This window comes from Nostoc sp. JL31 (assembly GCF_017114965.1).
In the GTDB taxonomy this organism is placed as follows: domain Bacteria; phylum Cyanobacteriota; class Cyanobacteriia; order Cyanobacteriales; family Nostocaceae; genus Nostoc; species Nostoc punctiforme_A.
Window position 1 is genome coordinate 1 of the sequence record NZ_JABXKO010000109.1, and the last position, 24,533, is coordinate 24,533.

Here is a 24,533-nt window from a genome sequence, read left to right on the forward strand (position 1 = left end):
AGTTTACTTTGACGCATTCATTGACCTTGCTACAATTCATATCTGGATTAACAAACTATTATTAGTGGGATAGGTTCATAGATGTTATTACAGAATAAAAGCGGCTGTAATTATGAACACCCAAGTAACACCTCAACTACCAATTCCCCCACATTTTAATCCTGAAGAAGTCGGCGAAGTCTGGCGCGTACCTTATCAAGAACGTGCCGCTGAAGCTGAAATGTGGGCAAAACAACACGATATCAAACCTGCATCTTTAGATAAAACTCGTATTTGCCTACTGTTAATTGATGTCCAAAACACCTTCTGCATCCCTGGATTTGAATTATTTGTAAGTGGTAAATCTGGTAATGCGGCGGTGGATGATAACGTCAGATTATCTGAGTTTATCTATCGAAACTTGGGAATAATCACGAAAATTGTACCAACTCTAGATACTCACACAGCAACGCAAATCTTCCATCCGATATTTTGGGTAAATGCTGCGGGAGAACATCCTACCCCAGCCGCGACTAGCATTACACCAGCAGATATTCAACAAGGTATTTGGAAAGTTAACCCAGCAGTTGCTAACAGTGTTACTAATGGGGATTATGAATTATTAGAAAAACACGCTTACCATTACATTAAGCAACTCAGTCAAGACGGTAAATATCCACTCACTGTTTGGCCTTATCATTCTATGTTGGGTGGTATTGGTCATGCTCTAGTTTCATCGGTAGAAGAAGCGATATTTTTCCACGGCATTGCGCGTCAGAGTCAAACGCAATTTGAAATCAAAGGTGAAAATCCTTTAACAGAAAACTATTCCATCTTACGTCCAGAAGTGTTGGAAGATTTTGAGCAACGTCCACTTGCTCAAAAGAACACGCGTCTGATTAAACAACTTTTAGAATATGATGCAGTAATTATTGGTGGTCAAGCTAAAAGTCACTGTGTCGCTTGGACAATTGACGATTTATTAACAGAAATTAAACAGGTAGATGCCACCCTTGCTCAAAAAATCTATCTGTTAGAAGATTCCACTTCCCCCGTTGTTGTCCCCGGTGTTGTGGACTACACAGAACAGGCAGATGCAGCATTTGCAAGGTTTGCAGAGGCAGGAATGCACATTGTAAAATCTAGCGAAAATATAGCATCCTTTATTTAACGCAAAGGATCGCAAAGGTTTCGCAGAGGAACACAGAGATTTCCTTTGCGTTCCTCTGCGTTTCAAAACAAACCTCATTTCTTCAAATAACCCTTTGGATCTTCTGCTACCCAACCCAGAGATGAGCTAGAACGCACTTCAAAATGGAGATGCGGTTGAGTGGATGTTGGTTTTCCACTAGTGCCTACTGTTCCCAGTAAGTCTCCTTTTTTTACCTGCTGTCCGACAGTAACTTTGATACTGTCAAGCTGGGCGTAGCGGCTTTGAAGTCCGCCACTGTGGTTAATAATGACCAACTTGCCATAAGAACCTTGATCACTGGCAAAGGCTACGGTTCCAGGTGCGATCGCTAGCACATTAGTACCAACTGGTGCTAATAAGTCAACACCACTGTGGAAGAAAACTTCACTTGTACCGGGATTAATTTGCCAGCCGTAAGCTAATCCTACAGTTGCCACTTCTCCCAAAGGATATCCAGACAAAGATGCACGGTTTGGTGTACCTGCATCAGTAGGTAAAGGCGACTTAGTTACAACACCATTAGGCGACCAATTTACCCCCGGAACAAACACGATTCTGGGGTTTTGTTGGCAGCCATTCACCTCAAACAGGCTATCAGCACGAACTTTGTATTGTGCCGCCACTTGTCGCCAAGTTTGACCGCGAGGCACTTCGACTACAATCCCATTGTAGGGAGGAATCTGAAGCACACTACCAACGGCGGCAGCTGCACCATTCTGCAAAGCTGGATTCATGCCAATAATAGTTGTCGGAATGAGATTGTAGCGCTGCGCTATGCTCTCCAAAGTTTCGCCACGAACAACTTTATGGCGTTGGAAGCGAGATAAGGCTGGAGTTGAGCAACCACCCACAGCAGCGTTAGCACTGTTTGAGCTTGAGTATGGCAGTATGCTTACTAGGCCCAAGGCGCTAACTAAGCTACAGAGAAACAGTTGACGAAATGGTAAAGTCATGTACACAGGTCAAGAGCGCATTAACTTTAAATTTTAGATGGGAAAAGTAGGGAGTTGCGAGGAAGTCGGGGAGCAGGGGCAGATTAACAATTCAAAATTCAAAATGACGCTCTCTACGAGACGCTGCGCGTAGCTTGCTTCTCTGTAAGAGTACGCGGACTCGCTAACAAAATTCAAAATTAAAGACATTTCAGACGGGGATTTAAACCCCGACTGAAATGGGTGCTACATATTAGATTGCAGGTTCTGAAACCCTTGAATTTACGATAGAAACTGCCCCTTTCCCCTCTGCTCCCTGCTTTGCGCCCCCTGCCTCTTTGCCCATTCCCTAATTTCTCGTAAATTGATCTGTCCACTTGCCGTTAGCTTGACTACACTTAGAAATTAGCAACTGCATTGCTGTTCTTGAGCAAAAGATTATGAAGTTATCCTTAAAGCAATTGGCGGTTTATGTGTTTTTACTGGTAATTGGCGGTGGTGCAGGTTTGTTTGGCAGTCGCTATTTCCTGCCACAAAATCGCTCGTTCCAACAGTTAAGAAATGTAACAATGGCTTCGCCTCCAGAATCCGTAGTTCCGAATTCTCCTAACGGAGCTATTGGGGCTACTGGTGGCGATAACGTGAATTTTATTGCGACGGCAGTGCAAAAAGTTGGCCCAGCTGTAGTGCGAATTAATGCCACTCGTAAAGTAGCTAATCCCATCTCTGACGCTTTGAAAAATCCCCTCTTGCGGCGATTCTTTGGAGAAGATGACCAACCAATTCCTCAAGAACGCATTGAGCGCGGTACAGGATCGGGATTTATCTTGAGCGAAGATGGGGAATTACTCACCAACGCTCATGTAGTGGCAGATACAGATACAGTACAAGTTACCCTCAAAGATGGTCGGAGTCTAGAGGGTAAGGTGGTAGGAGTTGATTCAGTAACAGATGTGGCGGTAGTGAAAATAAAAGCGAATGATTTGCCGACGGTAAAACTGGGCAATTCGCAAAACCTGATCCCAGGACAATGGGCGATCGCTATTGGCAATCCTCTAGGTTTAGATAATACTGTCACTATCGGCATCATCAGCGCTACCGATCGCACTAGCACTCAAGTTGGTGTCCCAGATAAGCGAGTCAGCTTTATCCAAACTGATGCCGCAATTAATCCTGGGAATTCTGGTGGTCCCTTATTAAACGCCCAAGGCGAAGTGATTGGTATTAACACTGCTATCCGCGCTGATGCTCAAGGACTCGGTTTCGCCATCCCCATTGAAACCGCCGCCCGCATCGCTAATGAACTTTTTACTAAAGGGCGCGTGGAACATCCCTTCTTGGGTGTTGAAATGGCAGACCTTTCTCCCATCAGGAAACAGCAGATTAATCAAGAAAATCAACTAAACATTCAGCAGGATGCTGGAATTGTGATTAAAGGAGTCACAGATGATTCTCCAGCCAAGCGTGGAGGACTGCTTCCTGGAGACGTGATTCAAAAATTTAACGGTAAACCGGTCAAAACTTCGGCCCAAGTTCAGAGGCTGGTAGAGTCTAGCAAAGTTGGAGACATAATAGCTCTCGAAGTCAACCGCAGCGGTAAAGTTCAAACCTTCAAAGTGCAATCAGGAGCTTATCCTGAAAAGAAGTAGTCAAAATAATTCGTAATTCCTAGAAAGCGTCATTCCGAATTACGAATTAGTAATTATTTGGTCAATAGTTCCAGAATGTTTGACTACTGACTATTAATTATTGGCCATTAGACAAATGCTCTAACTGCATTCTTTGTTCCATCTGGCGCAGAAAATACCCTGTCATCATGGCTGATGCTAGAAGCCCAGCTAAGTTTTCCCTATCTGTTGTGATTTGCACGTTGAAATTTTCCGCGGGGAGCATTCCCACTAGCCCTTGGACATTTTGCGAGATGATTTGTTTAATTTCGGGGCTAGCGGACTGAGCAACCCTAGCTAAAACATCAGGAGACTGATGCTGTAGATATTTGAGTAACTGATTAGGGTATTCCTCAGAGTGGTCGGAAAGAAGTTGATTAGGGTGTTCCTCAGAGTTGTCATTCAAAAAGTCAGGATTAAACACCATTGGCAGTTTTATTTAGCTTAATTGCTAACTCTACTCTAAACCATAGTACAAGGCTAGCGCATTCACCACAGGTATAAGTCAAGAGGAAGGGAGTGTGATTAGGGGAGAGATGACAGATGACAGGTTATAGGGAATAATCTGCACCTGTAACCTGTACCCTATTCCCTTCTTTACTCCCCACTCGCCACTGCCTTTAGTTCTAGTTCTAGTTCTAATTGTTCTTCCTTCTGACTGGTAGAAAGTATTTGCGGGAGTTGTTCGATTTGGAAATACTGATGGAATTTTGGGGTTACTTGGAGTGAGTAGGAGCGAGAATCGCTGTCTCGGCGCTTGCGAATGAAACCAAGTTCAACGAGTTCTGGAACGTGTTGATATACTCCCGAACCGCGCAGGTTAATCAGGTCGCTTTGGAGTATCGGACTATTAAGAGCGATCGCGGCCAAAGTCCGTAATGCACCTACACCCAATTCCACTGGTATCATCGTTTGCACTAAATCATGAAAATCAGACCGTAGTTGCAAACTATAACCATCTGGGGTTTCTATTACCTCTAGGGCACTATCTCGATGGGCATAATTGTCCATGAGTTCAATTATGCCTTCTTTGACAGTGGCGCGATCGCACGCGGCATACTCGGCGATTTCGCCGAGCGACAAGGGTTTACCCTTTAAATAGAGAATTGCTTCTATCTTCGTCGCTGTGGCTGTAATCATTTAGTCATTAGTCGTTAGTCATTGGTCATTAGTCATTGGTCATTAGTACATGACAACTAACAATCAACAAGTGTGTGGCATTATATCGTAAATTGTCAAAGTATTTTTTTAAACTTTCAAATTTTGGCTGGGGATTAGGGGAGAGGTGACAGGTTACAGGAAATATATCTGTACCCTATTCCCTTCTTAAAAGCCTCTACTCGTAAGAATAAATTCTGCGATCGCTAAATCTTGTGGAGTGGTCACTTTTAAATTTGTCTCCTCTCCTTCGACAATTCGGACTTCGATGCCGCACTTTTCAAATAAAGCAGCATCGTCTGTTACTTCCCAACCTTGACGGACTCCTTCAGCATGGCACTGTTTCAACAACTTGACATCAAATCCTTGGGGAGTTTGTGCCGCCCATAGTTGTCGTCTGTCGGGTGTATCTTGAATTATGCCTTGTTCATCAACAACTTTGATGGTGTCTTTGACGGGTACACCAGCAATTAAACCAGGACAGTGGCGAATGGCCTCGGCACAAGAGTTAAATAAATCTGGTGTGGCCAGGCATCTAGCACCATCGTGAATCAACACTTGTTCTGCGGCTATTGGCAGAGATTGCAAGCCATTGTAAACAGATTCTTGGCGGGTGGAGCCACCTTGAATCAATTCCACTGGTTTAGTCAGCTTCAGATCGGCGATAATTGCTTTGAACTCTGGCCAATCGGTAGACTGAGAAATAATCCCGATCCAACTGATTGTACTGGCGGCTTCTGCGGCTAATAAAGTCCAAGCAATAATTGGTTGCGATCGCACGACTAGCAGGAGTTTATTGCGGTTACTCCCCATTCTTTTTCCGATTCCCGCAGCTGGAATTAGTAAATACACAGAATTCCTCAATCTTTAAGCTATATATTTTCCCCTAAAATAGGGAGCGAGTAAGCGTCAATAAATATTATGCGAGTAGTAGCCCTTGTACCTGGCGGAATTGGCGACCAAGTTCTCTTCTTTCCGACTCTAGATGACCTGAAGCGCCATTACCCTAACGCTCAGATAGATGTCTTTGTTGAACCCCGGTCAAAGGCTGCCTACCGAGTGAGCAAGTCAGTTCACGAGGTGCTGAACTTTGATTTTAATGACCGTAACAGTCTGGCAGATTGGGGTAATTTAGTGGGAACTATTCGCGATCGCGAATACGATGTTGCCATTGCTGTTAAGCAAAATTGGTTGGTGGGTCTTTTACTCTGGTTGACGGGAATTCCTATACGTATTGGCTATCAAGGCAAAGGATCGGGTTTTCTTACCCATGCTGTGCCTTTCAAACCATCCCAGTATGCGGCGGCAGCTTACCATGACTTGCTGCAACCGTTGGAAATAAATAGCCCTGTCCCAGAGTTAGCAGTAAATGTGCCAAAACCAGATATTGAATGGGCACAAAAGGAACAAAAACGTTTAGGGGTTCATGAAACAGGCTATATCTTGATTCATGGCGGTTCTGGCCAGTTATCCCAGGCTAAAGAACTAGATAAAATCTACCCTGTCGAAAATTGGCAGCAAATTATTCAAGCCTTCCAACAAAAACAGCCGGATTTACCTGTGGTTGTTATTAAGGGAGTTGATGATGAGCAGTTTGTGCGATCGCTTCTGGAGTCTTCTCCAGATATCAAGGTGACTGCCCCAGATGATATTGGTAAGTTAACTGCCATAATTGCCGGGGCAAATTTGATGTTATCGACTGATAGTGCGGCACTACAACTAAGTGTTGCAGTTCAAACCTATACCATTGCTATCTTTGGCCCCAGCGTTCCAGCTAAGTTGTTGCCGAAAAACGATAAATTCCTGGCTATTGAATCCCTCACAGGAAAAACGGCGGATATTTCACCAAACGCAGTTTTAGAGAAAATTTGGGGTGGCTAAACCAGTAATTTTTTGAAGAAGTCAGAAGTCAGAATTCAGAATCAGAAAGTGGGAGATTCAGACCCGCTATTACGAAAGTTGACCATAAAATCATAGATTTATACGGGGGTGCAATAAATGCCGTTGATTTAGCGTTCGACTGAGCGCTCATGCCGAAGTCCGCTTTTTAGTTCAGAATTCATACTGAAACCAATTTGAAAAATGATTGCGACAGATGGAAAACTGAAACACTTATCCAATGGATGTTTCACAATCCAAAATCTAAAATCTAAAATCCAAAATGGTATGAATTCTGGCTCCTGACTCCTGAATTCTTTCTTGTTAAAATATCCCAAAAAAAGCATCATCTAATTCATAACCCAGCATTTGGGCCATGGACTTTAGGCGCGAGAGGCTAGGGATGTCTTGTTGTGTGAGCCAATCGCCTAAGACAAAGATTTTATGCATCAAAAATATCTCTAAGGCTTCAGGATTGTACTGAATACCTTCTTGGGAACTAAACTGGTGTGGTACAAGCATGGCGGCATAACGAGCAAATTCTCCAGCTTTCCAATCTAGTAAAAATGGCAACCAGGGGTATTTGGCATCTAGGCGCACAAACCACAGGCGCACCTCTGGAATTTCTGAGAGTTCCCGTGGATCGCCAGGTTCGAGATTGTAATTGATATCAAAGCGTAGCTGCTGTTCATGGGATATAACCCCATCTTGCAGCAGTTTTTCAATCACCGTTGACGCAGGCGACAGATCCAGATTGTTAATGAAGTCATTATTGAGTGCGATCGCAATTGTCATTGATTCAGCAGCCACTTTCTTGATGCTCAACTGTAGGATCGAGAATATACAGTAGCAGCTTTCAGGGATTGACGCTACATTGACTTTTAATAGCACAAAGTTTTCTTCACAAATCAACTAGTATTTACTGATACTTTTTTGCTAATAATTTCGTCAACCTATACAAGGTTTAGACATAAGTCTGACCCGATCAAATTTATTTGATAATTTTGCTTAATTTTTGCTAGTTATAACAAATATACATCCAGTTACTAGCCTTGATATTATGAGCCGCTGGCGCTGCCTATGGCGGCTACTCACTTCACCGATTCTTGCTCAAGTTAAATGCTACTTTTATCATTGCTATAATTACTCCCCTTTAACTAAATAATTACTACACGATTAATATGGTACGCCATTAGAATTAGCCTACTTGGGTAAGGCAATGCCTGCCCCAAGGTGGACATTTACGGCAATTTTAAGTTAAAGTTGTAATGAGTTTGTTTTAGATTAAGGTCTGACAAAGTAGCCGTCAACAAGCAAAAAAAAATCATTATCGCCACCTGTCACTTCCACAGCATCAAAAGCCAAAACATAAGTGCAGGTAAAACAGCAGCGTGCAATATGATTGCATATATTAAATAACCAATAAACATTTAGATGGGAATATTCCCTCAACAGTTAACAAGCTGTAATATGCAAAAACAAACAATTACTACAAGACCAATTCGTTCTCTAGAAGATGCACTTGAGCGCTGCCAAATCCTGGGTATGCGCGTCAGTCGTCAGCGTCGCTTTATTCTGGAATTACTTTGGCAAGCAAATGAACATCTTGCAGCAAGAGAGATTTACGATCGCTTGAACCACCAAGGCAAAGAGATCGGTCATACTTCTGTTTATCAAAATTTAGAAGCATTATCCAGTCAAGGCATCATTGAGTGTATTGAACGCTGTGATGGGCGTTTGTACGGCAATATCAGTGACTCTCACAGTCATATAAACTGTGTGGATACAAATCAAATTCTTGATGTTCATGTGGAACTACCAGAAGATTTGATCCGCAAAATTGAAGAAGAAACAGGAGTGCGGATTACTGACTACAGTATTAACTTTTTTGGCTACCGCAATCCGGAGGAGGGATAGGGAGCAGGGAGCAGGGGAGCAGGGGAGTAAAGAAAAAGAAGTTGCAGTAAGTTTTCCCCTCTGCCCCTCCGCACCTCTGCCTCTTGTGCCCAATGTCCAATGCCCAATGCCCAATGCCCAATTCCCTATTCCTCAATCGAATTAATTACCAAAAACTGTCTCATCATCGACATCATCATCATATAAATCTACTGACAAAATTGCGCCTTCACAGCTTTCAATTAGTCCGATGGCAGGGGTTTTGTTCCAATTAACGTTTGTGTTTGGCGTAATTTTCACGGTGTTTAAGAAGGGTTGCTGCGATCGCAAATGTTTCAGCTTTTGAAACATTTCTTTAGAAAACAAAGCACCATTATCAGCGGCTAATTTTTTGTCAGTCGCAGCAAGGATAGCGTCAAATAAGCAGGTGTTGGTGAGATCGGCAGAATTAAGATTTGTCCCCATCAGGTTTGCCTGTTGTAGGTTTGCGCCTGTGAGATTTGCCTGTTGCAGGTTTGCGCCTGTGAGGTTGGCGTTTTCTAAGTTCGCGCCTGCGAGGTTCGCCTGTTGCAAATTGGCTCCAGCCAAATTCGCCCCCATTAACTCCGCATTAGATAAATTTGTTTGCTCAAGGTTTACCCCACTTAACACCACTTGCGATAAAGAGGCTCCCGATAAATTGAGTCCAGACAAAGACTTGATTCGGGTTGCAAAGGTGCTTTTATGCAAAACCGTTGTCCTAGCAATTAGCACACTCAGCACTTCTGGGTTGAATTCTGTCAAATTGACTGGATTTCCACAAGGCCAAAAGGGAACTTTTGTTTCTCGGTAGCAAGCACAAAGCAATAAAAATACATTCAATCCCACCGCAGCATTCACCTGTTCAACATTCACAGGGTTTTGCAGTACGTGAAAATTAGTCAAAGCGTTGTGGGCTATCCCCTCATCTAACCAACGTCCTTGACAGTAAGCACGCCAGAAAGATAAAAGACGTTGAAATAAAACTTCAAACGAAAATTTGTGCTTTTGCTTGCGGCGTAATCCGGCGATCGCCAGTTCTTCAATTTCTTGGCTAAGTATCCCGTAACCTAGTAAATTATAAATATTCTGGGCTACGCTACTGGGATCAAGTACAAAAGTAGGCGTGCCATAAACCTCATCTTGGTACTGAGTCAGAAACTTAAGTTGGGCAGCTATAGCATCTGCACAAAGAGATTCTCCTAATTTGAGATGCGAAAACTCAATTAAACTACTTTTTGCTGTGCTTTCACCTGAGCTTTCTACATCCCAAATTTTAAAATAAAACCCTGGTAAACTATTAAATTCACCAGCTAGATTAATTTGATGACGTTGCGAATGTAAAATTTTGAGAGCGATCGCTTGCATCTGCTCAAATAAATCTTGGGGATGACGGTTAGCGAGTAAATTAGCGATCGCTTCTGGAGTCCGGTGGATATGAGCCGATCCTGAACGCAATAGCATCGTCTTGATCCCACCAATCAGCGGATAACCCAACAACCATCGACTCAGGCGATGATGAATTTCCCATAACAGAAAAGACTTTTGGGTATTAGCCGCTAACTGCAATAGTTCATCATCTAGCAATCCCTCGCGGTGCAAGATGCCCAACAAATGCAGCATTAGGGGTTGACGGACAAGGGCAGATAATTCTTTTAACCTTGATTGGCTGGCAAATAATCCTGCCTGTTTTAACAATGTAAAGAAATTTTGAGCAATGGGTAAAGATTGCACTTTTGCCCACTGCTGAAACCATTGTTTAAGTTCGTCCCCATCCAATGGCTGAATAATAATTCGCCTCAACAATAGCGGTAGTTCCGAGACGATTTCTGGTAAAGTTGTTGAGCGACTTGTCAACACAATTTTGTGGCGGTGCTGAGATTGAAAGTTCAGTAATTGCTGAATAAAAATTGCTTGTGCCCTGATACCCTGAGCAGAATGGGGCAATTCATCCAAACCATCCAGCAGCAATAGACAAGGGAGATTTTCTTGCTCTAACCAAGTTGAAAGATTAACACCAAAGGCAGAATTTAGAGTTTCGATTAAAGTTTTACCATATTTTACATCTCGCAACCTAATTACTATAGGCATCCAAGTAGGGTACAATTCCTGTGCTACCTGTGCTGCCCAAAGTTGGCAAAAACTAGTTTTTCCATAACCCGGTTCTGACTCAATAACAGCGATCGTTTCTAAATCAGTTAGCTGTTGCTGTGCCCATGTTTTTAAATCAACTGGTTTAACAGCTTTTTTATCCTGCTCAGAAAAATTTTCCTCTATTGGTAAGCCTTTTTGTGGCACATAGATATCCTTAAGAGCAAAGGATTCCATCAGCAAAGGGATACTGAGGTTTTTAATCAAACTTGCACGGTAATGTTCTCGGTACAAATCAATTTTTTCACTGACTGTAGAACCAATTTCTGGGGTGATGAAACCGGGAGATAATGAAATCCCCAAACGGAAAAATTTTTGCAGTTGGGCTAAAGGTGCAGCATTCTCAGTGACGACTACCAGTATGTCACCAGGAAGTGAGTTGATCAAACGCTGTGTTAGAAGTTTCGCTTCTGCTTCCTCTGCACCATTGGCAATTAACCAAGCGATAGCAGCGTTATTTATTTGTTGCACTAGTAATGAATCTGCAACCGAAGACAGCGCTTGTTCAGCTTGCGTATCAGTCAATTTACCTGGGCTGAGAGTTTTCAACAATCCTTGTAGTTGCGAATCTTGGAGGATGAATTTACTCACGTCCTCTTTAAGTATGTGTGCTTGTATGGGTATAATTGCCCGGTCTAACCACGGTTTTTGTAAGCTTGCTTCCTGCTCTAGAATTGCTTGCAAAGCTTGAAGATAGGCAATTTGAAACGCTAGCCATGTGCCTTCGTTACGTTTTAACGGTTTTTTTTGGCTGAGGCTACGCAACAGTTTTTCTGTCAACAGGGAAATGACACTGATTTCTTCCCAAACAATACTTAAGGGCAGTTCTAAAATCTCTACCAAGGTACAGATATCAAAAGGCATCAGGCTTTTGAGTTCCATATCCTGAACAATACGGTAGGCAATACCTGCCAATTGCCCCTCAGAAAAGCCTCTGATTTGATTGATTGCGATATGGCGTTCTGCCAACCAGTGCCGAATACTCAGGTTCATTTAATTACACAGTGAGGCTGCACAAGGCAATTATGATCGATTTATCAGTTTGCGAAAACAGGTGACAATGGGGAAGACAAAGTTTTGTATCAAAGTTGTTTTCTGATTGGTAAAAAACACTGCCGATCTAATTGAGTGGACTATGAGCGATCGCCCTTTAAAATTATTGTTAATCGACCAAGACCCGATTTTTCGTCTGGGATTACGGGTAGCTTTAGAAGCGATTCCTAACCTAGAAGCGATCGCAGTTGTAGAAACTGACACCGTTTCCTTGCAGATTTTAGCAGAAATTGCCGAAAAAGACCCTAACCAGGTAAATTTGGTAGTTTTAGAATTCGGTAATAGTCGCTCCACCACCAGTCAACAGCTAGGTTTACAATTCTGTCGGCAACTCAGAGCCTTATATCCCAACCTACCAATCCTACTCCTCAGTTCTATTCAAGAACAAGGACTGCTATTAGCTGCGAAATCTATTGGTGTAAATGGCTACTGCCCCAAAGGTACACCACTTCCTGAGTTAGTCGCCGCCATGCAAGAAGTTGCAGATGGTGGTTCTTGCTGGTTCCAGGACAGAGAAGCAATAATAACTGCTAACTCCTCACTCCTAACTCCTAACTCCTCATTCCCCTTCTCTAAACTGCGAAATAATTTACGTTTGTCAGGAATCGCTAACATTGATGCTACCCTAGCCGCAGTCACAACACAATTACAAACTCCTGGACTACCAGTATTAGATCGAGCCATTCTAGCTGGACAGCGGCGAGAACTGCTAGCGGCTCGTTGGTTGCTAAATCAGTTGTTAGTTTCACCACAAGAAAGGCAAAAAGAACAGATTCCGGTTGCTGATGAGCCGCCTTTGACTCCTTTATTCAGTAGTGCCATTCAGCAAAGACAAACCGTATCACCTTTACTTAGTCCGGGAACCCTACAATCTGCCTTGTTTACATCTTGTGTAACTAAACTTCAATTGCCTTTACGAAATGTCACCGATATTCCTTTAGAAATTGACATCTTTCGTGAAGATAAAAAACGGGAATTACTTTATCTGATCCTACAGAAATTGGCTGAACAGTTGGATGAACTGCGTACTTCTCAAATAGAGATAAATCAATTACATGAACTAAAAAATACTTTAATACGTGATTTATGGCAAGCAGCAATTATAGATTTTTTTGGGAAGTTTTCTCGGATAAAAATAGTTAATCAAAATATAGAAATAGTTAATTTATTGCTGCAAAATATAGAGGTTGTACAAAGAGATATTCTGAATATAATCCCGCTAGTTGATGAGTTGTATTCTTATCTCTTATTTCAAACAGAATTGAACATTGATAATAACTCCTATCCAGTAGTGAGCGCTGAAGCTAATTCCCAAGCATTGATGATTTTAGAAAACTTATTGATTCAGGTAGCGAATGGAGTAGTGCAACCACTGTTAAATTATTTAGCAGATGTAGAAGAGATTAAGCAAAACTTTTATGGACGTCAATTTATTTCTACAAGAGAAATTGAACGATTTAGAAATGATTTGTCGTGGAAATATAGATTAAAAAATTATATAAATGAGCCAAAAGCAGTTTTTGAAAGTCGCTATGATTTATTTGTAATTGCACCTCGTGGTATTGCCAACACTTCAGTTTACGCTCCTCGAAATCAGGAGTTAGTAAAACTTTCTAATATTCCCTTAGTAGTGACATTGCTCCTAGAATTTAGTGATGCGATCGCACCGCGTTTAAAATCACTATTAGCTGTTTTCGGTAGCGGTATAGTTTTTATCCTTACCCAAATAGTTGGTCGTGGTTTAGGTTTAATCGGTCGTGGTATTCTTCAAGGTATTGGTAGCGTTTCGTCAGTAGAAAAGAACTTTAGAAGAAATAGCGATCGACCGAAGTAAAGCACCAATGCCCAATGCCCGAATGGCACTAAGAAAAGCTAAAATCTCCTTGCTGGCAGGGTGTTGGGGGTAGGTGTGGGGTGTAGTGTTTAAGAAAATTGAGTTTTAGTGCGTCAAAGAGAATAACATCTTCTTAATTCCCTACATCGCACACCCCACACCCCACACCCAAAAGCCTTATAAATAATAGGTTTGCCGTTATCTTAGTGCCATTTGCCCAATCCCCAATCCCCAATCCCCAATCCCCAATGACAAATGATTTTATCGGGCTAGCAATTTCGTATGTTTACGCTATCAGTCTGCTTGTGATTGGCGAGGGATTGCGTAAGCTGTTTGGTGTAAAGCCGGATTTGACCCGCAAGGTAATCCATATTGGTGCAGGGATGTGGGCTTTCGGAGTCCTGCTACTGTTTAAGAATTGGGAAATCGGAATTATACCTTTTGCTACCTTTATCGGACTGAACTACTTGTTTTACCGCTACCGAATCATCGGCGCAATGGATACCCAGGATAGCTCACCTGGTACGGTTTATTTCGCTATCTCAGTGACACTGCTGTTCGGGCTACTGTGGCGACCAGATGGACCAGTAGATAGCGTTGCGATCGCCGTAGCAGGAATAATGGCGATGACCTGGGGTGACGCACTAGCAGCATTAATCGGTAGACGTTTTGGGCAGCATAAATACCAAGTAGGAAGTTCTGTGCGTTCCTGGGAAGGTTCAGCAGCAATGTTTATAGCAAGTACAGTAGTGATTTTCTTGGTGCTGTTACTGCTACCTGGTTCATCGCTGAGTCCCCTAGCAAGTCCTTTAAGTTTAGGATGGGCATTGTTGACGGCGGTGGTAACTGCTACTTTTGCAACCTTAGCAGAGGCAGTCTCGCCCCACGGCACAGATAACCTCAGCGTACCTCTAACAGCGGCGGGAGTAGTTTGGATTTTCATGCAGGGTTTTTAAGGCACTCCCAATTACCTCGTTCCCAGTCTACGACTAGAATTTCAGCCACTTATAATATAGATTCTCAATAAAAACAGCTATTTCACTGCGATATCTGCGGCGGGCTATGACGCTCGACGGCTCACTAACGCTGTCTATCGGTATCGCACTATTAAATCGGTGATTTATACCCCTAATTTTTAGCACCTAACTTTGGAGTACTGCTCTTCCATACTACTTCCATACTACTATTTTGAAGTTCGCAGTGTTCGGAAACACAATATGTCTGTGATCAAGAACACATATTTATTGACTGAGACAACTATATGATCTTCCCCACATGGACGTACAGCAAGAATGCATCTTACACCTTGATGTCCATCTTCTTTCTGTTAACTCCAGCGATACACAGTTATGCTTCATTTTCTGATTGAGCAGAAATTGTCAAAGCATACTTGAAAGGATTTCCCACAATTGAAGAAGGCAGAAGCCTGTAAGTATCAATCGAAACTTTAGTTGTGGGTGATTGCCCACAACTAGAACCAAATTGTGTCGAGATATATAACACCAGACACAAAGCATCCTTGCTTCAATCTCATGCTTTTAAACCTGGGATTAAAGCAAAAATGCCCTCATACCTCGTACCTTCTGGCTTCTGAATGCATTTTTCATCAAAAAACAACTCTAGCAACATAAGTACAATCAATATGAACTTTAAACAATTTGGTGTATTACTTTCTATATCTACAATTCTTGGACTCAACGTGATTGCGACCAAGGCTTTGGCTGAAGAGGCTAGTATTACTTTTGGAGATGCAATCGGGTCTGGCGGATGTATTGTTGACGATCAGCTTCCTGGAGAGGATGGTAGAAGCTTATCGATCATCTTGGATAACTTTAGTGCATTCAGTGGTGACCGTAAAAAGTGTATTTTACGTGTTCAAACTTTTATTCCAAGTGGTTTCATCGTCCAAGAGGTACAAGTACTGTACCAAGGAACTACTGATATTGATAGAGGGAGTAAAGGTACCAGCTTAAACAGAACTTATAGCTTTAGTGGTGGTGCTCTTGGTCAAGCCGTAGCTCCCCCTAAAACTACTAATTTTAAATCTAGTAAGGCATTTGCGGAGCAAGATGAGATTACTGTTGTAGCTGCTACAGGTTTATGTAGTGGTGGTGGGCAAGGACTATTAGGTATTAATCTGATTGCACAATCCTCACGAGGAAGTTCTATTTTCGTTGATACAGCCGATATCAATGCTGGGGATGTAATACTTCGTTTTGACCTAAAGCGTTGCTAGTAGTTGCTTTTAGCGATTCTGCGGATAGATGGTGATACACCGCACCAAATTTCAAATTTAGTGGTCTTCAATGAGTGGTGGGTCTAAATCCCGCACTCATTGAATCTACCGAATGTATTCTTCTTTAAAATTAAAAATTTCTGTTGATGGAGAATAAGATGATGTTGAGATTGAGTGATGCACGTAATTTTTTCATATTAATGTGCTTGTTTTTTTTCTATTCTTATGATGCCAATTCATCTAGCGCTGCTGCTCCAATAAACAGCCAGCTAAGATTTTCGGTTAATAGGGGATGTAATATAAGTTTCGATCCGCAAATAAGTCAATTTACACTTCGCTCTCCTATAACTGTAAAGGCACAATCGTCAAGGGCTAGATGTATTATTAGAATTGATACCTCTAATACTCAAAAGCAATTTAGGCTCGTACCTTTAGCTGTAAAAGGTGTAGTCAAGAAAGCACCAGCACAAGTAGCTATCACATCATTTTTACTTGGCGATAAACCAACTCCATATCAAATAAGATATGGAAATGCTATAAATTTTGATTTGACCAAGCAAATACTTCCAACTAACTATACAACTAAAGGAAAAAGTGTTTTAGGCATTAATTTAGTATTAACAACAACCGGAGGAGAATTAGAGTTGACAGATTTAAAATTTGCAATTCAACAAAAATAATAAGCTCAATTTTGAGGGATGCTCCCCAATTCTGATGACGTTGCGTTTGCAATCAAGGTGCTGTCAATATTGGCAAAGGTAGCGAGAACTGCAAAGTCAGTATCCTTGTGGAAGTCAGTAATGATATAGGACTCATATCTGATTTTTGAACGAGATTTTAGATAAAACCCTGAGAAAACGGGCTTTTCAGTCTCAAGATGTTTTCAGAAATCAAATCGGAGTCCTATATCAATACCTTGTTTAAGTTATTATAGTGACAACTCCGTGCGTAAGTGCTAATTCCAATTGCGGCGGAAATGGAAGAAGCCTTCTAAAAACTCTTGCAAAGGAATATTGGTATTTAACTTTTGCTTACTCCACTCTCTTGCACTTCGTTCCAGAATTTCTGAGAAACTGGGATAGGTAGGAGATAAATTTGCTAGATGTTTGACTTTAATTTTTTGTGATATTGCCAAGGCAATCAAATTAATTAATTCTCCAGCTTCTGCCCCCAATATAGAAGCTCCCAAAATTTCCCCATTGCGTAGCACAATTAATTTACACATACCAGTGGTTTCATCCCGAAGTTGGGCTGCTGCCACTGTTTTAAAATATTGTCGCAATACTAAAATTTTATCTCGGCTAAATAGGCGTTTTGCCTGTGTCTCTGTCAAACCCACTTGCGCCAGCATCGGCACAGAAAACATCGCCCAAGGAATGGAACGATAATCTGCTCGTAACCTGGGGAAAAAGAGTGCATTGTTCAGCGCAATTTTTGCTTCATAATTAGCGATATTGGCAAAGTCGTAACCACCAATTACATCACCACAAGCATAAATACGGTGGTTAGTGGTTTGCAATTTATCATTTACCACTAAGCTACGCTGATGCCATTTCACACCTACTGTTGCCAAATTTAGGGATTCAAGATTCGGCTGTTGGCCAGTCGCCACTAAAATTTCATCAGTTTCAATGGCCTTATCTCCTGCTTGAATCCACTTTTTATTTTCAATTAGCCTTACCTGAGTTACTGGTTTTCCGGTGAGGACGCGCACACCTTCTACTTCCAAGTGCGCCTGAAGCAATATGGCTATCTCAGGGTCTAGATATGGAAGAACATAAGGATGCTTGACTACCAGCGTCACACTGCAACCAAACCTTACTAAAGTTTGAGCAATTTCAATGCTTTGGGGAATTCCACCGATAATTACCCAATTTTTGGGTAATGTCCCTCCCTGGAAAGATTGCCAAATATTAGAAAGAGTTAGATAGCCAGTGCCTTGTAATCCTTCAATCTCTGGAATTTCTGGAAGCGAACCACTGGCCAGCAAATAAGTACGGGCGCGTAGTAGGCGATTGTTAACGGCAAAAGCCAATTGGGGTGAAGATTGAAATTGACCACTGCCAACGATCACATCGACTCCCTGCGCGGCTAGGATGGCTGGGGAATGATGTTCTTGGAGATTTGAGGCGACGCATTGAGCATATAGGATCGCTTCTTGCCATGCCATAGATATATGGCATTCTTCTGAGGTATCGGTGTGTGTGGCATGAATACCAAAACCAGCGGCATCATTCAACTTCTGCGCTAGTTTACCAATTTCGGTCAGAGCATGGTGACGAGTAAACCCGTAGTCTACTTTGGGTTGTACCAGGGCAACTGTAGCACGTAGTTGGGTTGCAGCAAGGGCAGCATAGTATCCAGCAAAACTGCCGCCAATAATTACAACATCGTAGTCAACGGTCACGTGAATTAAGAGTTAGGAGTTAGGAATTAAGAGTTAAGAGTTAAGAGTTAAGAGTTAAGAATTAGGAGTTAAGAATTAAAACCCTTCTTTAACTTATAACTCCTAACTCTCTTTTAGCGCTGTTAGTAAGCGTTGGTTATCGGACTCTTCACGTACAGCAACCCGGAAAAAGCGATCGCCTAGTTCTTTAAAACTAAGGCAATCGCGGATTAAAATCTGGTGATACTTGAGTAATTGTTGCTGTAACTGGGAAGTAGATTCTTGGGACTCAACCAGTAAAAAGTTAGCAGCACTTGCTTGGGGTTGCAATCCTGGGATTTCAGCTAAACCCTGAAACAGTTGGTTTCGTGCAGGTGGTAGCCATGCCCAGGTTTGTTGCTGAAACTCCGTATCTTGGAGTGCTGCAATTGCCGCTACTGCCGCTAGCGTGTTTACAGGCCAAGGATCTCGCCATAGCTGCCATTTAGCTAGGCAGTCAGGATGTGCGATCGCATATCCTAATCGCAGTCCTGGGAGACTGTAAAATTTGGTCAGCGATCGCAATACTACTAAATTCGGATATTCCTGCACCACCGGAATCAGGCTTTGTTCCTCATTAGGCGGCACGAAATCCATAAATGCTTCATCCACCACAACAAAAGCAAATTGCTCCAGGTAGGGCAAAATAGAGTCCCGTGTAAATAGTTTTCCGGTTGGGTTGTGGGGATTATTCAGCAATAGTCCTTTGTCCTTTGTCCTCTGTCCTTTGTCAAGGAATAATGACCAATGACCAGTGACTAATGACAAAGGACACTCCAGCACATTAGCGTTGTACGCTGCCAAGGTTCGGTAGTAGTCGCCAAAGGCTGGAGTGATTAAAATTGTCGCGGCTAATTGAGCTAATTCCCTACCGATTAAAGTGAGTAATTCTGCGGAGCCGTTACCCGGCAGAATCCACTCAGACGGCAATTGATGGAAGTGACTGAGAGCTAGTCTCAGTTCACTATAGTTTGGGTCTGGATAGTGCTTAAGATTACCAATTTGGGACTTAATAGCAGCGATCGCGCTATTTGGAGGCCCCAACGGGTTGATGCTAGCAGAAAAATCCAGAATAGCATCAGGGGGACAGCCAGCCAGTGCTGCTGCCCAGGCTAAATTTCCCCCGTGTGCAGGTTGCCGCATTAAAAAAGGGTTCCCGAAGACAGAACCTATGCTTTTGGGGGTGCTACCTTTTCTCTAAACAGTTTTCCTGCGGAGAAAGCAGGAACTCTTGTGGCTGGAATTTCCATTTTTTCATTTGTTTTCGGGTTACGACCTTCACGGGCTTTACGTTCCCGTGATTCAAATGAGCCAAATCCCACCAACGTTACCTTATCACCAGAGGAAACCGCTTCAATAATCGTTTCCAAAGCGGCAGTTAAGACTGCATCCGCTTGTTTCTTGGTAACACTAGCCTTTTCAGCTACGGCATCAACTAATTCACCCTTGTTCATATCAAACTCCTGAAGGTTTACTTGAGATTTCAGTACGGATGCACATTAATACATTTATACTGAAATCTTTGCTTGCGGAAATACAAAAATCATCCTTTGGGAGTATTTTTACTCAAAACGGCTGTACATCCCATCGGCTCGACTTTTCAATGAATCATTCTAAGGTGTTGTAGCCTGATGTGGATAGATGAAACCATTAATTTATATAGATTTCAGGATTTTTTGTAATTTTAGGTTACTTGTTTCACTAAAAACCACCACAAAAGTAGGAAAAAATACTTAGTAAATCCCGCAATTGCCAAGAAAACAGGGGAGAGATGGTTAATGTTTGTTGGCATTCATTACCGATGTTAAAGAGTTATTGCTGAGATTAATCAATTTTTATGGAAATTGAAGGCTCAGATTCCCGATTTCTCTAAAAATTCGGGGATTTTGCTCACTTTTCATTTCATCTGGAAAATCCAACGTAAAAATTAACCCCCTAGCAAGCTTTTTTAGTGGGGAAAGGGTAAAAATTAAAGCTTCTCCCCTCCAAGGCTATCCATTAGTCACATCTTTCTTAACATTTGTGGTAGCGATGCCTACGGCGGTAAACTACGCTGCGACAACTTCTCCTCTGCAAGACGTTACGCGTAGCTTGCTTCGACCTAGTATGATGACGAACACAGGCACTCAACAAACCCTTGTAAGAATAAATGCTGAAAGCCCCTGAGTATGTGGCTGTTGAATATCCGCGCATTCATGCCGAGTGAGTCAATCCCTAGCAGAAATTTTTTGTTGCACCCAAGCCCGAAAAGCACGGGTAGTAGAAATTTCCCCATTCTTTTTAGCTTCTTGAATAAACCGAGGAATCTCCTTCACCGACACAGACGCAAAAGTAGGGCTGGTTTTAACTTCTGAATATTGTCCACCTGCAAGCGTGTAAACTCTCAACACACTGCCGTTATAACGCCAAAATTCGGGAACTCCCATTGCAGCATAAAGCCTCAGCTTGTCTATTGCAGACCTGGAATATTCGACTTCCAGCACCAGATCAGGGGGTAGGTCGGTGGCGAGGTCAATATTTTCTTTATCTCGAACTAGGGCTTCATTTTGAATATAGTAGCTACTATCTGGCTCGGCTCCCTTCTCTAAATCATCTCGCGTTAAAGTTAATGAACCAGCGCGTCTAATTTCCCAGCCCAACTCTTCGCACAGGACAACAACAAAACCTTCAATTACACGGTTTGAGTTCTCGTGTGGCATTTGTGGGGTCATAATTTCTATCGTCCCATTGTCATAAGCAAATCGGGAATTATGCTCTGAACCCATTTCAGCCAGCATGGTTTTAAATGTCTGCCAGCTGATGTTTTGCAGTAAAACCCTATTTTCTGCGGATGTTTTTATTGCCACCATAATTCAATTCTTTGCAACAAACCTTTTCCAGTACTGTATCCCTTAATATTACTATTAAGAGAATGTTTGAAAAGTATGGGGAGAATAGAATTCGCTACTACACAAAACTTAGTCCACGGAGGTGGACTAATACAAAATCAAGGGTTCTTAACCTGCGGAGGCAGGTTTTGTCTGTATAGCCGCGACTTCTAGTCGCCCGGTGAGTAATAAATTAGACTTTTCAAACAACCTCTAAGAAATAGTAATTCAATCAAAAATAGAAACTACATTAATACTAGTTACTCGATGCATGGGCTTTGTTCTTTTCTCGGTTGTGACTAATTCCTCTGCACCAACTGACAACGCCGCAGCTACATGAAGCGCGTCCCTAGCTGCTAAACCATACTGAGAAGCAATTTGGTAAGCCTCCTCAACAATATGAGTCAAATCACTCGCCCAGTAGGTAACATCACTAAAAAACTCTTCATAGAATTGAGCTTCTTCGGTTTGCTTGTTAAAAACCGCTTTTGGACTTACCTCGAATTTTACAAACTCACTACAAGCAAATTCCCGTTGGGAATCTCCTAATATTTCAAGGGCTTTATCGGCAATTCTACCAACACCATCTGTTGCGCTGATTAATACCCCTGAATCAATATAAGTTATTTTCATTCTTCTCTACCCTGTAGCCCACCTCTGCGACTGGCGAGTTCTTTTTCGATTTCATCTTCATCTAATAAATGTTTACCAGAAGCAACAATCCTAGTGCGAATTTGCTGCAAACGTTCTCCCAATGGGACTTTATTTGCAGAGTTTTTCAAACCAAGAAATTCAACAAAATCTAAAATTTCCTCTTGTTTTTCTTGTGGAAGAGAACGCCACTTTGTTAATAACTCTTGTTCTGAACTCATTAGTATTTACCCACTACTGCTACTTCTATTGTGATTGGGTATTTTTATTGTAGAATGACATTTAAGCTTAAACCTACTCGTAAAAAAGAAGATCCCCAACTTCTTTAAGAAGTTGGGGATCTGAGCCTTTAGCAGAGGTGATTCACCTACTGATTATCTTTAATTACCTACCAGGACTCTTCAACCCACGACGCTCAAGGATTTGCCGCACTTCAGGGCTAGGGGCATAATTATAGCCGTAGGAGGAGTTCTCAGAGTCGTCCATAATCTGAGGTGTGAGCAACACAATTACCTCTTGACGCTGGTTCTGTCTGTTTGTACTTCTAAATAGCGAACCAATCAGTGGAAGATCGCCTAAGATAGGAATTTTGGAGACAGCCGTCCGATCTTGGTCTTGAATTATACCACTTAGAATCAGTGTCTGACCATCCCGTAAGCGAATTAAGCCAGAAGTAAGAGAGCGCTCAGACACTAAAACAATTTGTCCATTTCCTGTATCTTGTGATGCGGAAGGAGCGCTGACAGTAGGGGCAACCGATAAAGAAACGAACCCATTATCGTCAATCCGCTCAATTTTTACACTCAAGGTTAAGCCAACTTTTTGTTTCTCAATTGTTCTTTCTGTCCTAGAACCACCAGAAGTATCCGTTGTTTCCAGGGTTATATTTCCCACTACTTCTTGAGTCAGATTCACCAGAGCCTGTTGACCTTCTTGCACAATTAAGGTTGGGTCGGTCAAAATTTTGGCATTGCCATTTGTAACCTGAGCTTTCAAACTAGCGAGAAGACTTTTGGTAAACCGATATGGTGATGCAATAGTGCTAGCAACATTATTGATGATCGGTGTACTAGTCAAGCTATTTCTTGATTCATCACTAGTCGCTGGTCTAGCACCGCCAAAATTCAGAGAGGCGACACCACCATCATTGCTAAAGTAGTTGTTACCAACCCCAAAAGAAAAGCTAGTGTTGTAGTCCTGAATATTCGAGAGGTTGACATCAATAATCTTGACATTTACTACCACCTGACGACGGCGGATATCAAGCTGAGTTAGTTGAGCCATCGCAATCTCAATGAGTCTAGGAGGACCAATTAAGGTCAGGGAATTGGTGCGCTCGTCTCCTAATGCCTGTAAACCTCTTAGTAATGGACTAGAGTCTTGAAAACTAGCGCGCTGGGTTTCTAGTCTGGTTTCCGTGGTCGTTTGAGTTTGGGTGATGGGAGCAGCCGTATTACCCACGGCTACGGCACTAACACTGGTAACTTGTCGTTCGCGGCTGACGGCACTTTCTGCTCCTAAGCCAACCAAAAAATTTAATGCGGTTCCCACCGTTACCTGATTTAGTCGCATACTACGCATAACCATATCACGCGTTGCATTAGGTAATTTAGCCCCGACAAAAACTGTACGACCACTACGGTTAGCTTCTAAACCACTCAGGCGCAAAACGTAGTTAAATACATCTTGCACTGGCTCATTTTCTATATCTAGCGAGATTGTTTGAGAAACTGCTGGTGCATTAGCACCGCCACCTGGCTGACCTCCACCACCTTGCTCACCTCCGACGTAAGCTAAGTTCAAACCAGCAGCACGAGCAAGCAATGACAAAACCTCACGTACTGGGGCATCTCTGAGTACTAAACGAGGTACACGTTCCTGAGTTGCTAAGTCAACGGTGCTAGGAGAAGCATCGGTAGCGGAAATAGCAATATCTCCCACTGGTGGGGCGACGGCTCTAGGTAAGAACGGTGGAGCCTGACTCAGAGGTTGACCTGGCCCAGCAGCTTGTGCAGGTTGTCCGTCAATGGTGACTTCCGGGTTAGGAACGAGAACACCTGAATTTTGACCAGGTTGGGCTGGAGTAGTAACGGGTGGTGCTGTGGATATTGGGGCTGTTGGCGCTGTTGGCGTTGGCACTGATGCTGTAGTGCCTGTTGAAGGGCTAAAGCTGAGTGTAATTCCATTTGGCGATCGCATCACAGGTTGACTGCCAGGGGCATCGTTGCTGCCAGTTACTGTCACCCGAACACTATTAGCATCAAGCTGACTAACCTCAACAGAGGCAATTCCTGGTGCTGGGTTATCTTGACGAAAACTATTACCTTGTGGTAATCGTAATTGAGTGTTGATAACATCAGCGACTAAAGCCTTGCCTCTTTTTGTAGTGAAAACTTGAGGGCGCGACCCAGAAGAAGTTTTCAAAGCAACGCTAATTCCACCATTAACGGGATTTAACTTGACATCAGTAACTTGACTAATTTGTGCCCAAACTGGTTGAGCCGCCAAAAATACAAAAGCGGCAGTACCTAAAATAAAACTATTACCGTGAAGCTGTTTCACAGTTCATTCCTCACCTTATAAAACCCTGTTTACA

Annotated in this window: 21 protein-coding genes; 8 read left to right on the forward strand and 13 right to left on the reverse strand. The window is 42.5% G+C overall.

Annotation, left to right across the window (positions count from 1 at the left end):
• Positions 1-112 precede the first annotated feature (112 nt).
• Positions 113-1,150, forward strand: coding sequence for an isochorismatase (locus HWQ43_RS27330; RefSeq protein ID WP_292739504.1), 1,038 nt, complete (start codon positions 113-115; stop codon positions 1,148-1,150).
• Between the two features lie 74 nt (positions 1,151-1,224).
• Here the strand turns inward: HWQ43_RS27330 and HWQ43_RS27335 are convergent, their stop codons facing one another.
• Entirely contained in the window at positions 1,225-2,124 is a 900-nt protein-coding gene (locus HWQ43_RS27335) for a M23 family metallopeptidase (protein ID WP_292739506.1), read from the reverse strand.
• Positions 2,125-2,543: 419 nt separating this feature from the next.
• On the opposite strand from HWQ43_RS27335, the gene HWQ43_RS27340 reads away from it, so the two are divergent.
• Complete coding sequence (locus tag HWQ43_RS27340; RefSeq protein ID WP_292739508.1) at positions 2,544-3,752, forward strand: HhoA/HhoB/HtrA family serine endopeptidase; 1,209 nt, start codon at positions 2,544-2,546, stop codon at positions 3,750-3,752.
• A 97-nt stretch (positions 3,753-3,849) separates the two neighbouring features.
• Here the strand turns inward: HWQ43_RS27340 and HWQ43_RS27345 are convergent, their stop codons facing one another.
• The 3 genes from HWQ43_RS27345 to ispD form a co-directional block, all read right to left on the reverse strand.
• Complete coding sequence (locus tag HWQ43_RS27345; RefSeq protein WP_094347414.1) at positions 3,850-4,197, reverse strand: DUF760 domain-containing protein; 348 nt, start codon at positions 4,195-4,197, stop codon at positions 3,850-3,852.
• Positions 4,198-4,367: 170 nt separating this feature from the next.
• Positions 4,368-4,910, reverse strand: coding sequence for an SMC-Scp complex subunit ScpB (gene scpB, locus HWQ43_RS27350; RefSeq protein WP_094347413.1), 543 nt, complete (start codon positions 4,908-4,910; stop codon positions 4,368-4,370).
• A 186-nt stretch (positions 4,911-5,096) separates the two neighbouring features.
• Positions 5,097-5,780: a 2-C-methyl-D-erythritol 4-phosphate cytidylyltransferase gene (gene ispD / locus HWQ43_RS27355; RefSeq protein WP_292739511.1), complete on the reverse strand. Its 684-nt coding sequence runs from the start codon at positions 5,778-5,780 to the stop codon at positions 5,097-5,099.
• A gap of 69 nt (positions 5,781-5,849) precedes the next feature.
• Between ispD and HWQ43_RS27360 the strand changes: the two genes are divergently transcribed.
• On the forward strand, positions 5,850-6,809 hold the full coding sequence (locus HWQ43_RS27360; RefSeq protein ID WP_292739513.1) for a glycosyltransferase family 9 protein: 960 nt from the start codon (positions 5,850-5,852) through the stop codon (positions 6,807-6,809).
• A 321-nt stretch (positions 6,810-7,130) separates the two neighbouring features.
• On the opposite strand, the gene HWQ43_RS27365 is transcribed toward HWQ43_RS27360, so the two are convergent.
• Positions 7,131-7,601, reverse strand: coding sequence for a CRR6 family NdhI maturation factor (locus HWQ43_RS27365; RefSeq protein ID WP_292739561.1), 471 nt, complete (start codon positions 7,599-7,601; stop codon positions 7,131-7,133).
• A gap of 675 nt (positions 7,602-8,276) precedes the next feature.
• Between HWQ43_RS27365 and HWQ43_RS27370 the strand changes: the two genes are divergently transcribed.
• A complete protein-coding gene (locus HWQ43_RS27370) occupies positions 8,277-8,723 on the forward strand; it encodes a Fur family transcriptional regulator (RefSeq protein WP_292739515.1) in 447 nt (148 codons plus the stop codon).
• 141 nt (positions 8,724-8,864) lie between these two features.
• Here HWQ43_RS27370 and HWQ43_RS27375 read toward each other — a convergent pair whose 3' ends face one another.
• The gene (locus HWQ43_RS27375) at positions 8,865-11,864 is read right to left on the reverse strand and encodes a pentapeptide repeat-containing protein (RefSeq protein ID WP_292739517.1); all 3,000 of its coding nucleotides are present in this window, start codon (positions 11,862-11,864) and stop codon (positions 8,865-8,867) included.
• 142 nt (positions 11,865-12,006) lie between these two features.
• Here HWQ43_RS27375 and HWQ43_RS27380 point away from each other — a divergent pair, with 142 nt between their 5' ends.
• The 4 genes from HWQ43_RS27380 to HWQ43_RS27395 all read left to right on the forward strand — a co-directional run bounded on the left by HWQ43_RS27380 (position 12,007) and on the right by HWQ43_RS27395 (position 16,674).
• Positions 12,007-13,758, forward strand: a complete 1,752-nt coding sequence (locus HWQ43_RS27380) for a DUF3685 domain-containing protein (RefSeq protein WP_292739563.1) — start codon at positions 12,007-12,009, stop codon at positions 13,756-13,758.
• Positions 13,759-14,006: 248 nt separating this feature from the next.
• Positions 14,007-14,714, forward strand: coding sequence for a phosphatidate cytidylyltransferase (locus HWQ43_RS27385; RefSeq protein WP_292739519.1), 708 nt, complete (start codon positions 14,007-14,009; stop codon positions 14,712-14,714).
• Between the two features lie 686 nt (positions 14,715-15,400).
• On the forward strand, positions 15,401-15,994 hold the full coding sequence (locus HWQ43_RS27390; RefSeq protein ID WP_292739521.1) for a DUF4360 domain-containing protein: 594 nt from the start codon (positions 15,401-15,403) through the stop codon (positions 15,992-15,994).
• 158 nt (positions 15,995-16,152) lie between these two features.
• Positions 16,153-16,674 carry a hypothetical protein gene (locus tag HWQ43_RS27395; RefSeq protein ID WP_292739523.1) on the forward strand — a complete coding sequence of 174 codons (522 nt, stop codon included), beginning with the start codon at positions 16,153-16,155 and terminating at the stop codon, positions 16,672-16,674.
• Between the two features lie 275 nt (positions 16,675-16,949).
• Here the strand turns inward: HWQ43_RS27395 and HWQ43_RS27400 are convergent, their stop codons facing one another.
• From HWQ43_RS27400 to HWQ43_RS27430, 7 genes are all read right to left on the reverse strand, one after another.
• Positions 16,950-18,401 carry an NAD(P)/FAD-dependent oxidoreductase gene (locus HWQ43_RS27400; protein WP_292739525.1) on the reverse strand — a complete coding sequence of 484 codons (1,452 nt, stop codon included), beginning with the start codon at positions 18,399-18,401 and terminating at the stop codon, positions 16,950-16,952.
• Positions 18,402-18,503: 102 nt separating this feature from the next.
• Positions 18,504-19,562, reverse strand: coding sequence for a threonine-phosphate decarboxylase CobD (gene cobD, locus HWQ43_RS27405; protein ID WP_292739527.1), 1,059 nt, complete (start codon positions 19,560-19,562; stop codon positions 18,504-18,506).
• 26 nt (positions 19,563-19,588) lie between these two features.
• Positions 19,589-19,873 carry an HU family DNA-binding protein gene (locus tag HWQ43_RS27410; RefSeq protein WP_010998076.1) on the reverse strand — a complete coding sequence of 95 codons (285 nt, stop codon included), beginning with the start codon at positions 19,871-19,873 and terminating at the stop codon, positions 19,589-19,591.
• A gap of 753 nt (positions 19,874-20,626) precedes the next feature.
• Positions 20,627-21,268, reverse strand: coding sequence for a Uma2 family endonuclease (locus HWQ43_RS27415; protein WP_292739529.1), 642 nt, complete (start codon positions 21,266-21,268; stop codon positions 20,627-20,629).
• Between the two features lie 246 nt (positions 21,269-21,514).
• Positions 21,515-21,919 carry a PIN domain-containing protein gene (locus HWQ43_RS27420; RefSeq protein WP_292739531.1) on the reverse strand — a complete coding sequence of 135 codons (405 nt, stop codon included), beginning with the start codon at positions 21,917-21,919 and terminating at the stop codon, positions 21,515-21,517.
• Complete coding sequence (locus HWQ43_RS27425; protein ID WP_292739533.1) at positions 21,916-22,158, reverse strand: hypothetical protein; 243 nt, start codon at positions 22,156-22,158, stop codon at positions 21,916-21,918. The genes HWQ43_RS27420 and HWQ43_RS27425 overlap by 4 nt, the downstream gene beginning before the upstream one ends.
• Before the next feature lie 163 nt (positions 22,159-22,321).
• Positions 22,322-24,499, reverse strand: coding sequence for an AMIN domain-containing protein (locus HWQ43_RS27430; RefSeq protein ID WP_292739535.1), 2,178 nt, complete (start codon positions 24,497-24,499; stop codon positions 22,322-22,324).
• Positions 24,500-24,533: the final 34 nt, after the last annotated feature.

Excerpts from the sequence above, each read along its gene's own strand:
- HWQ43_RS27330 (WP_292739504.1), top strand. The coding sequence starts at position 113 with ATGAACACCCAAGTAACACCTCAACTACCAATTCCCCCACATTTTAAT.
- HWQ43_RS27335 (WP_292739506.1), bottom strand. The coding sequence starts at position 2,124 with ATGACTTTACCATTTCGTCAACTGTTTCTCTGTAGCTTAGTTAGCGCC.
- HWQ43_RS27340 (WP_292739508.1), top strand. The coding sequence starts at position 2,544 with ATGAAGTTATCCTTAAAGCAATTGGCGGTTTATGTGTTTTTACTGGTA.
- HWQ43_RS27345 (WP_094347414.1), bottom strand. The coding sequence starts at position 4,197 with ATGGTGTTTAATCCTGACTTTTTGAATGACAACTCTGAGGAACACCCT.
- scpB (WP_094347413.1), bottom strand. The coding sequence starts at position 4,910 with ATGATTACAGCCACAGCGACGAAGATAGAAGCAATTCTCTATTTAAAG.
- HWQ43_RS27360 (WP_292739513.1), top strand. The coding sequence starts at position 5,850 with ATGCGAGTAGTAGCCCTTGTACCTGGCGGAATTGGCGACCAAGTTCTC.
- HWQ43_RS27365 (WP_292739561.1), bottom strand. The coding sequence starts at position 7,601 with ATGACAATTGCGATCGCACTCAATAATGACTTCATTAACAATCTGGAT.
- HWQ43_RS27370 (WP_292739515.1), top strand. The coding sequence starts at position 8,277 with ATGCAAAAACAAACAATTACTACAAGACCAATTCGTTCTCTAGAAGAT.
- HWQ43_RS27375 (WP_292739517.1), bottom strand. The coding sequence starts at position 11,864 with ATGAACCTGAGTATTCGGCACTGGTTGGCAGAACGCCATATCGCAATC.
- HWQ43_RS27380 (WP_292739563.1), top strand. The coding sequence starts at position 12,007 with ATGAGCGATCGCCCTTTAAAATTATTGTTAATCGACCAAGACCCGATT.
- HWQ43_RS27385 (WP_292739519.1), top strand. The coding sequence starts at position 14,007 with ATGACAAATGATTTTATCGGGCTAGCAATTTCGTATGTTTACGCTATC.
- HWQ43_RS27390 (WP_292739521.1), top strand. The coding sequence starts at position 15,401 with ATGAACTTTAAACAATTTGGTGTATTACTTTCTATATCTACAATTCTT.
- HWQ43_RS27395 (WP_292739523.1), top strand. The coding sequence starts at position 16,153 with ATGATGTTGAGATTGAGTGATGCACGTAATTTTTTCATATTAATGTGC.
- cobD (WP_292739527.1), bottom strand. The coding sequence starts at position 19,562 with ATGCGGCAACCTGCACACGGGGGAAATTTAGCCTGGGCAGCAGCACTG.
- HWQ43_RS27410 (WP_010998076.1), bottom strand. The coding sequence starts at position 19,873 with ATGAACAAGGGTGAATTAGTTGATGCCGTAGCTGAAAAGGCTAGTGTT.
- HWQ43_RS27415 (WP_292739529.1), bottom strand. The coding sequence starts at position 21,268 with ATGGTGGCAATAAAAACATCCGCAGAAAATAGGGTTTTACTGCAAAAC.
- HWQ43_RS27420 (WP_292739531.1), bottom strand. The coding sequence starts at position 21,919 with ATGAAAATAACTTATATTGATTCAGGGGTATTAATCAGCGCAACAGAT.
- HWQ43_RS27425 (WP_292739533.1), bottom strand. The coding sequence starts at position 22,158 with ATGAGTTCAGAACAAGAGTTATTAACAAAGTGGCGTTCTCTTCCACAA.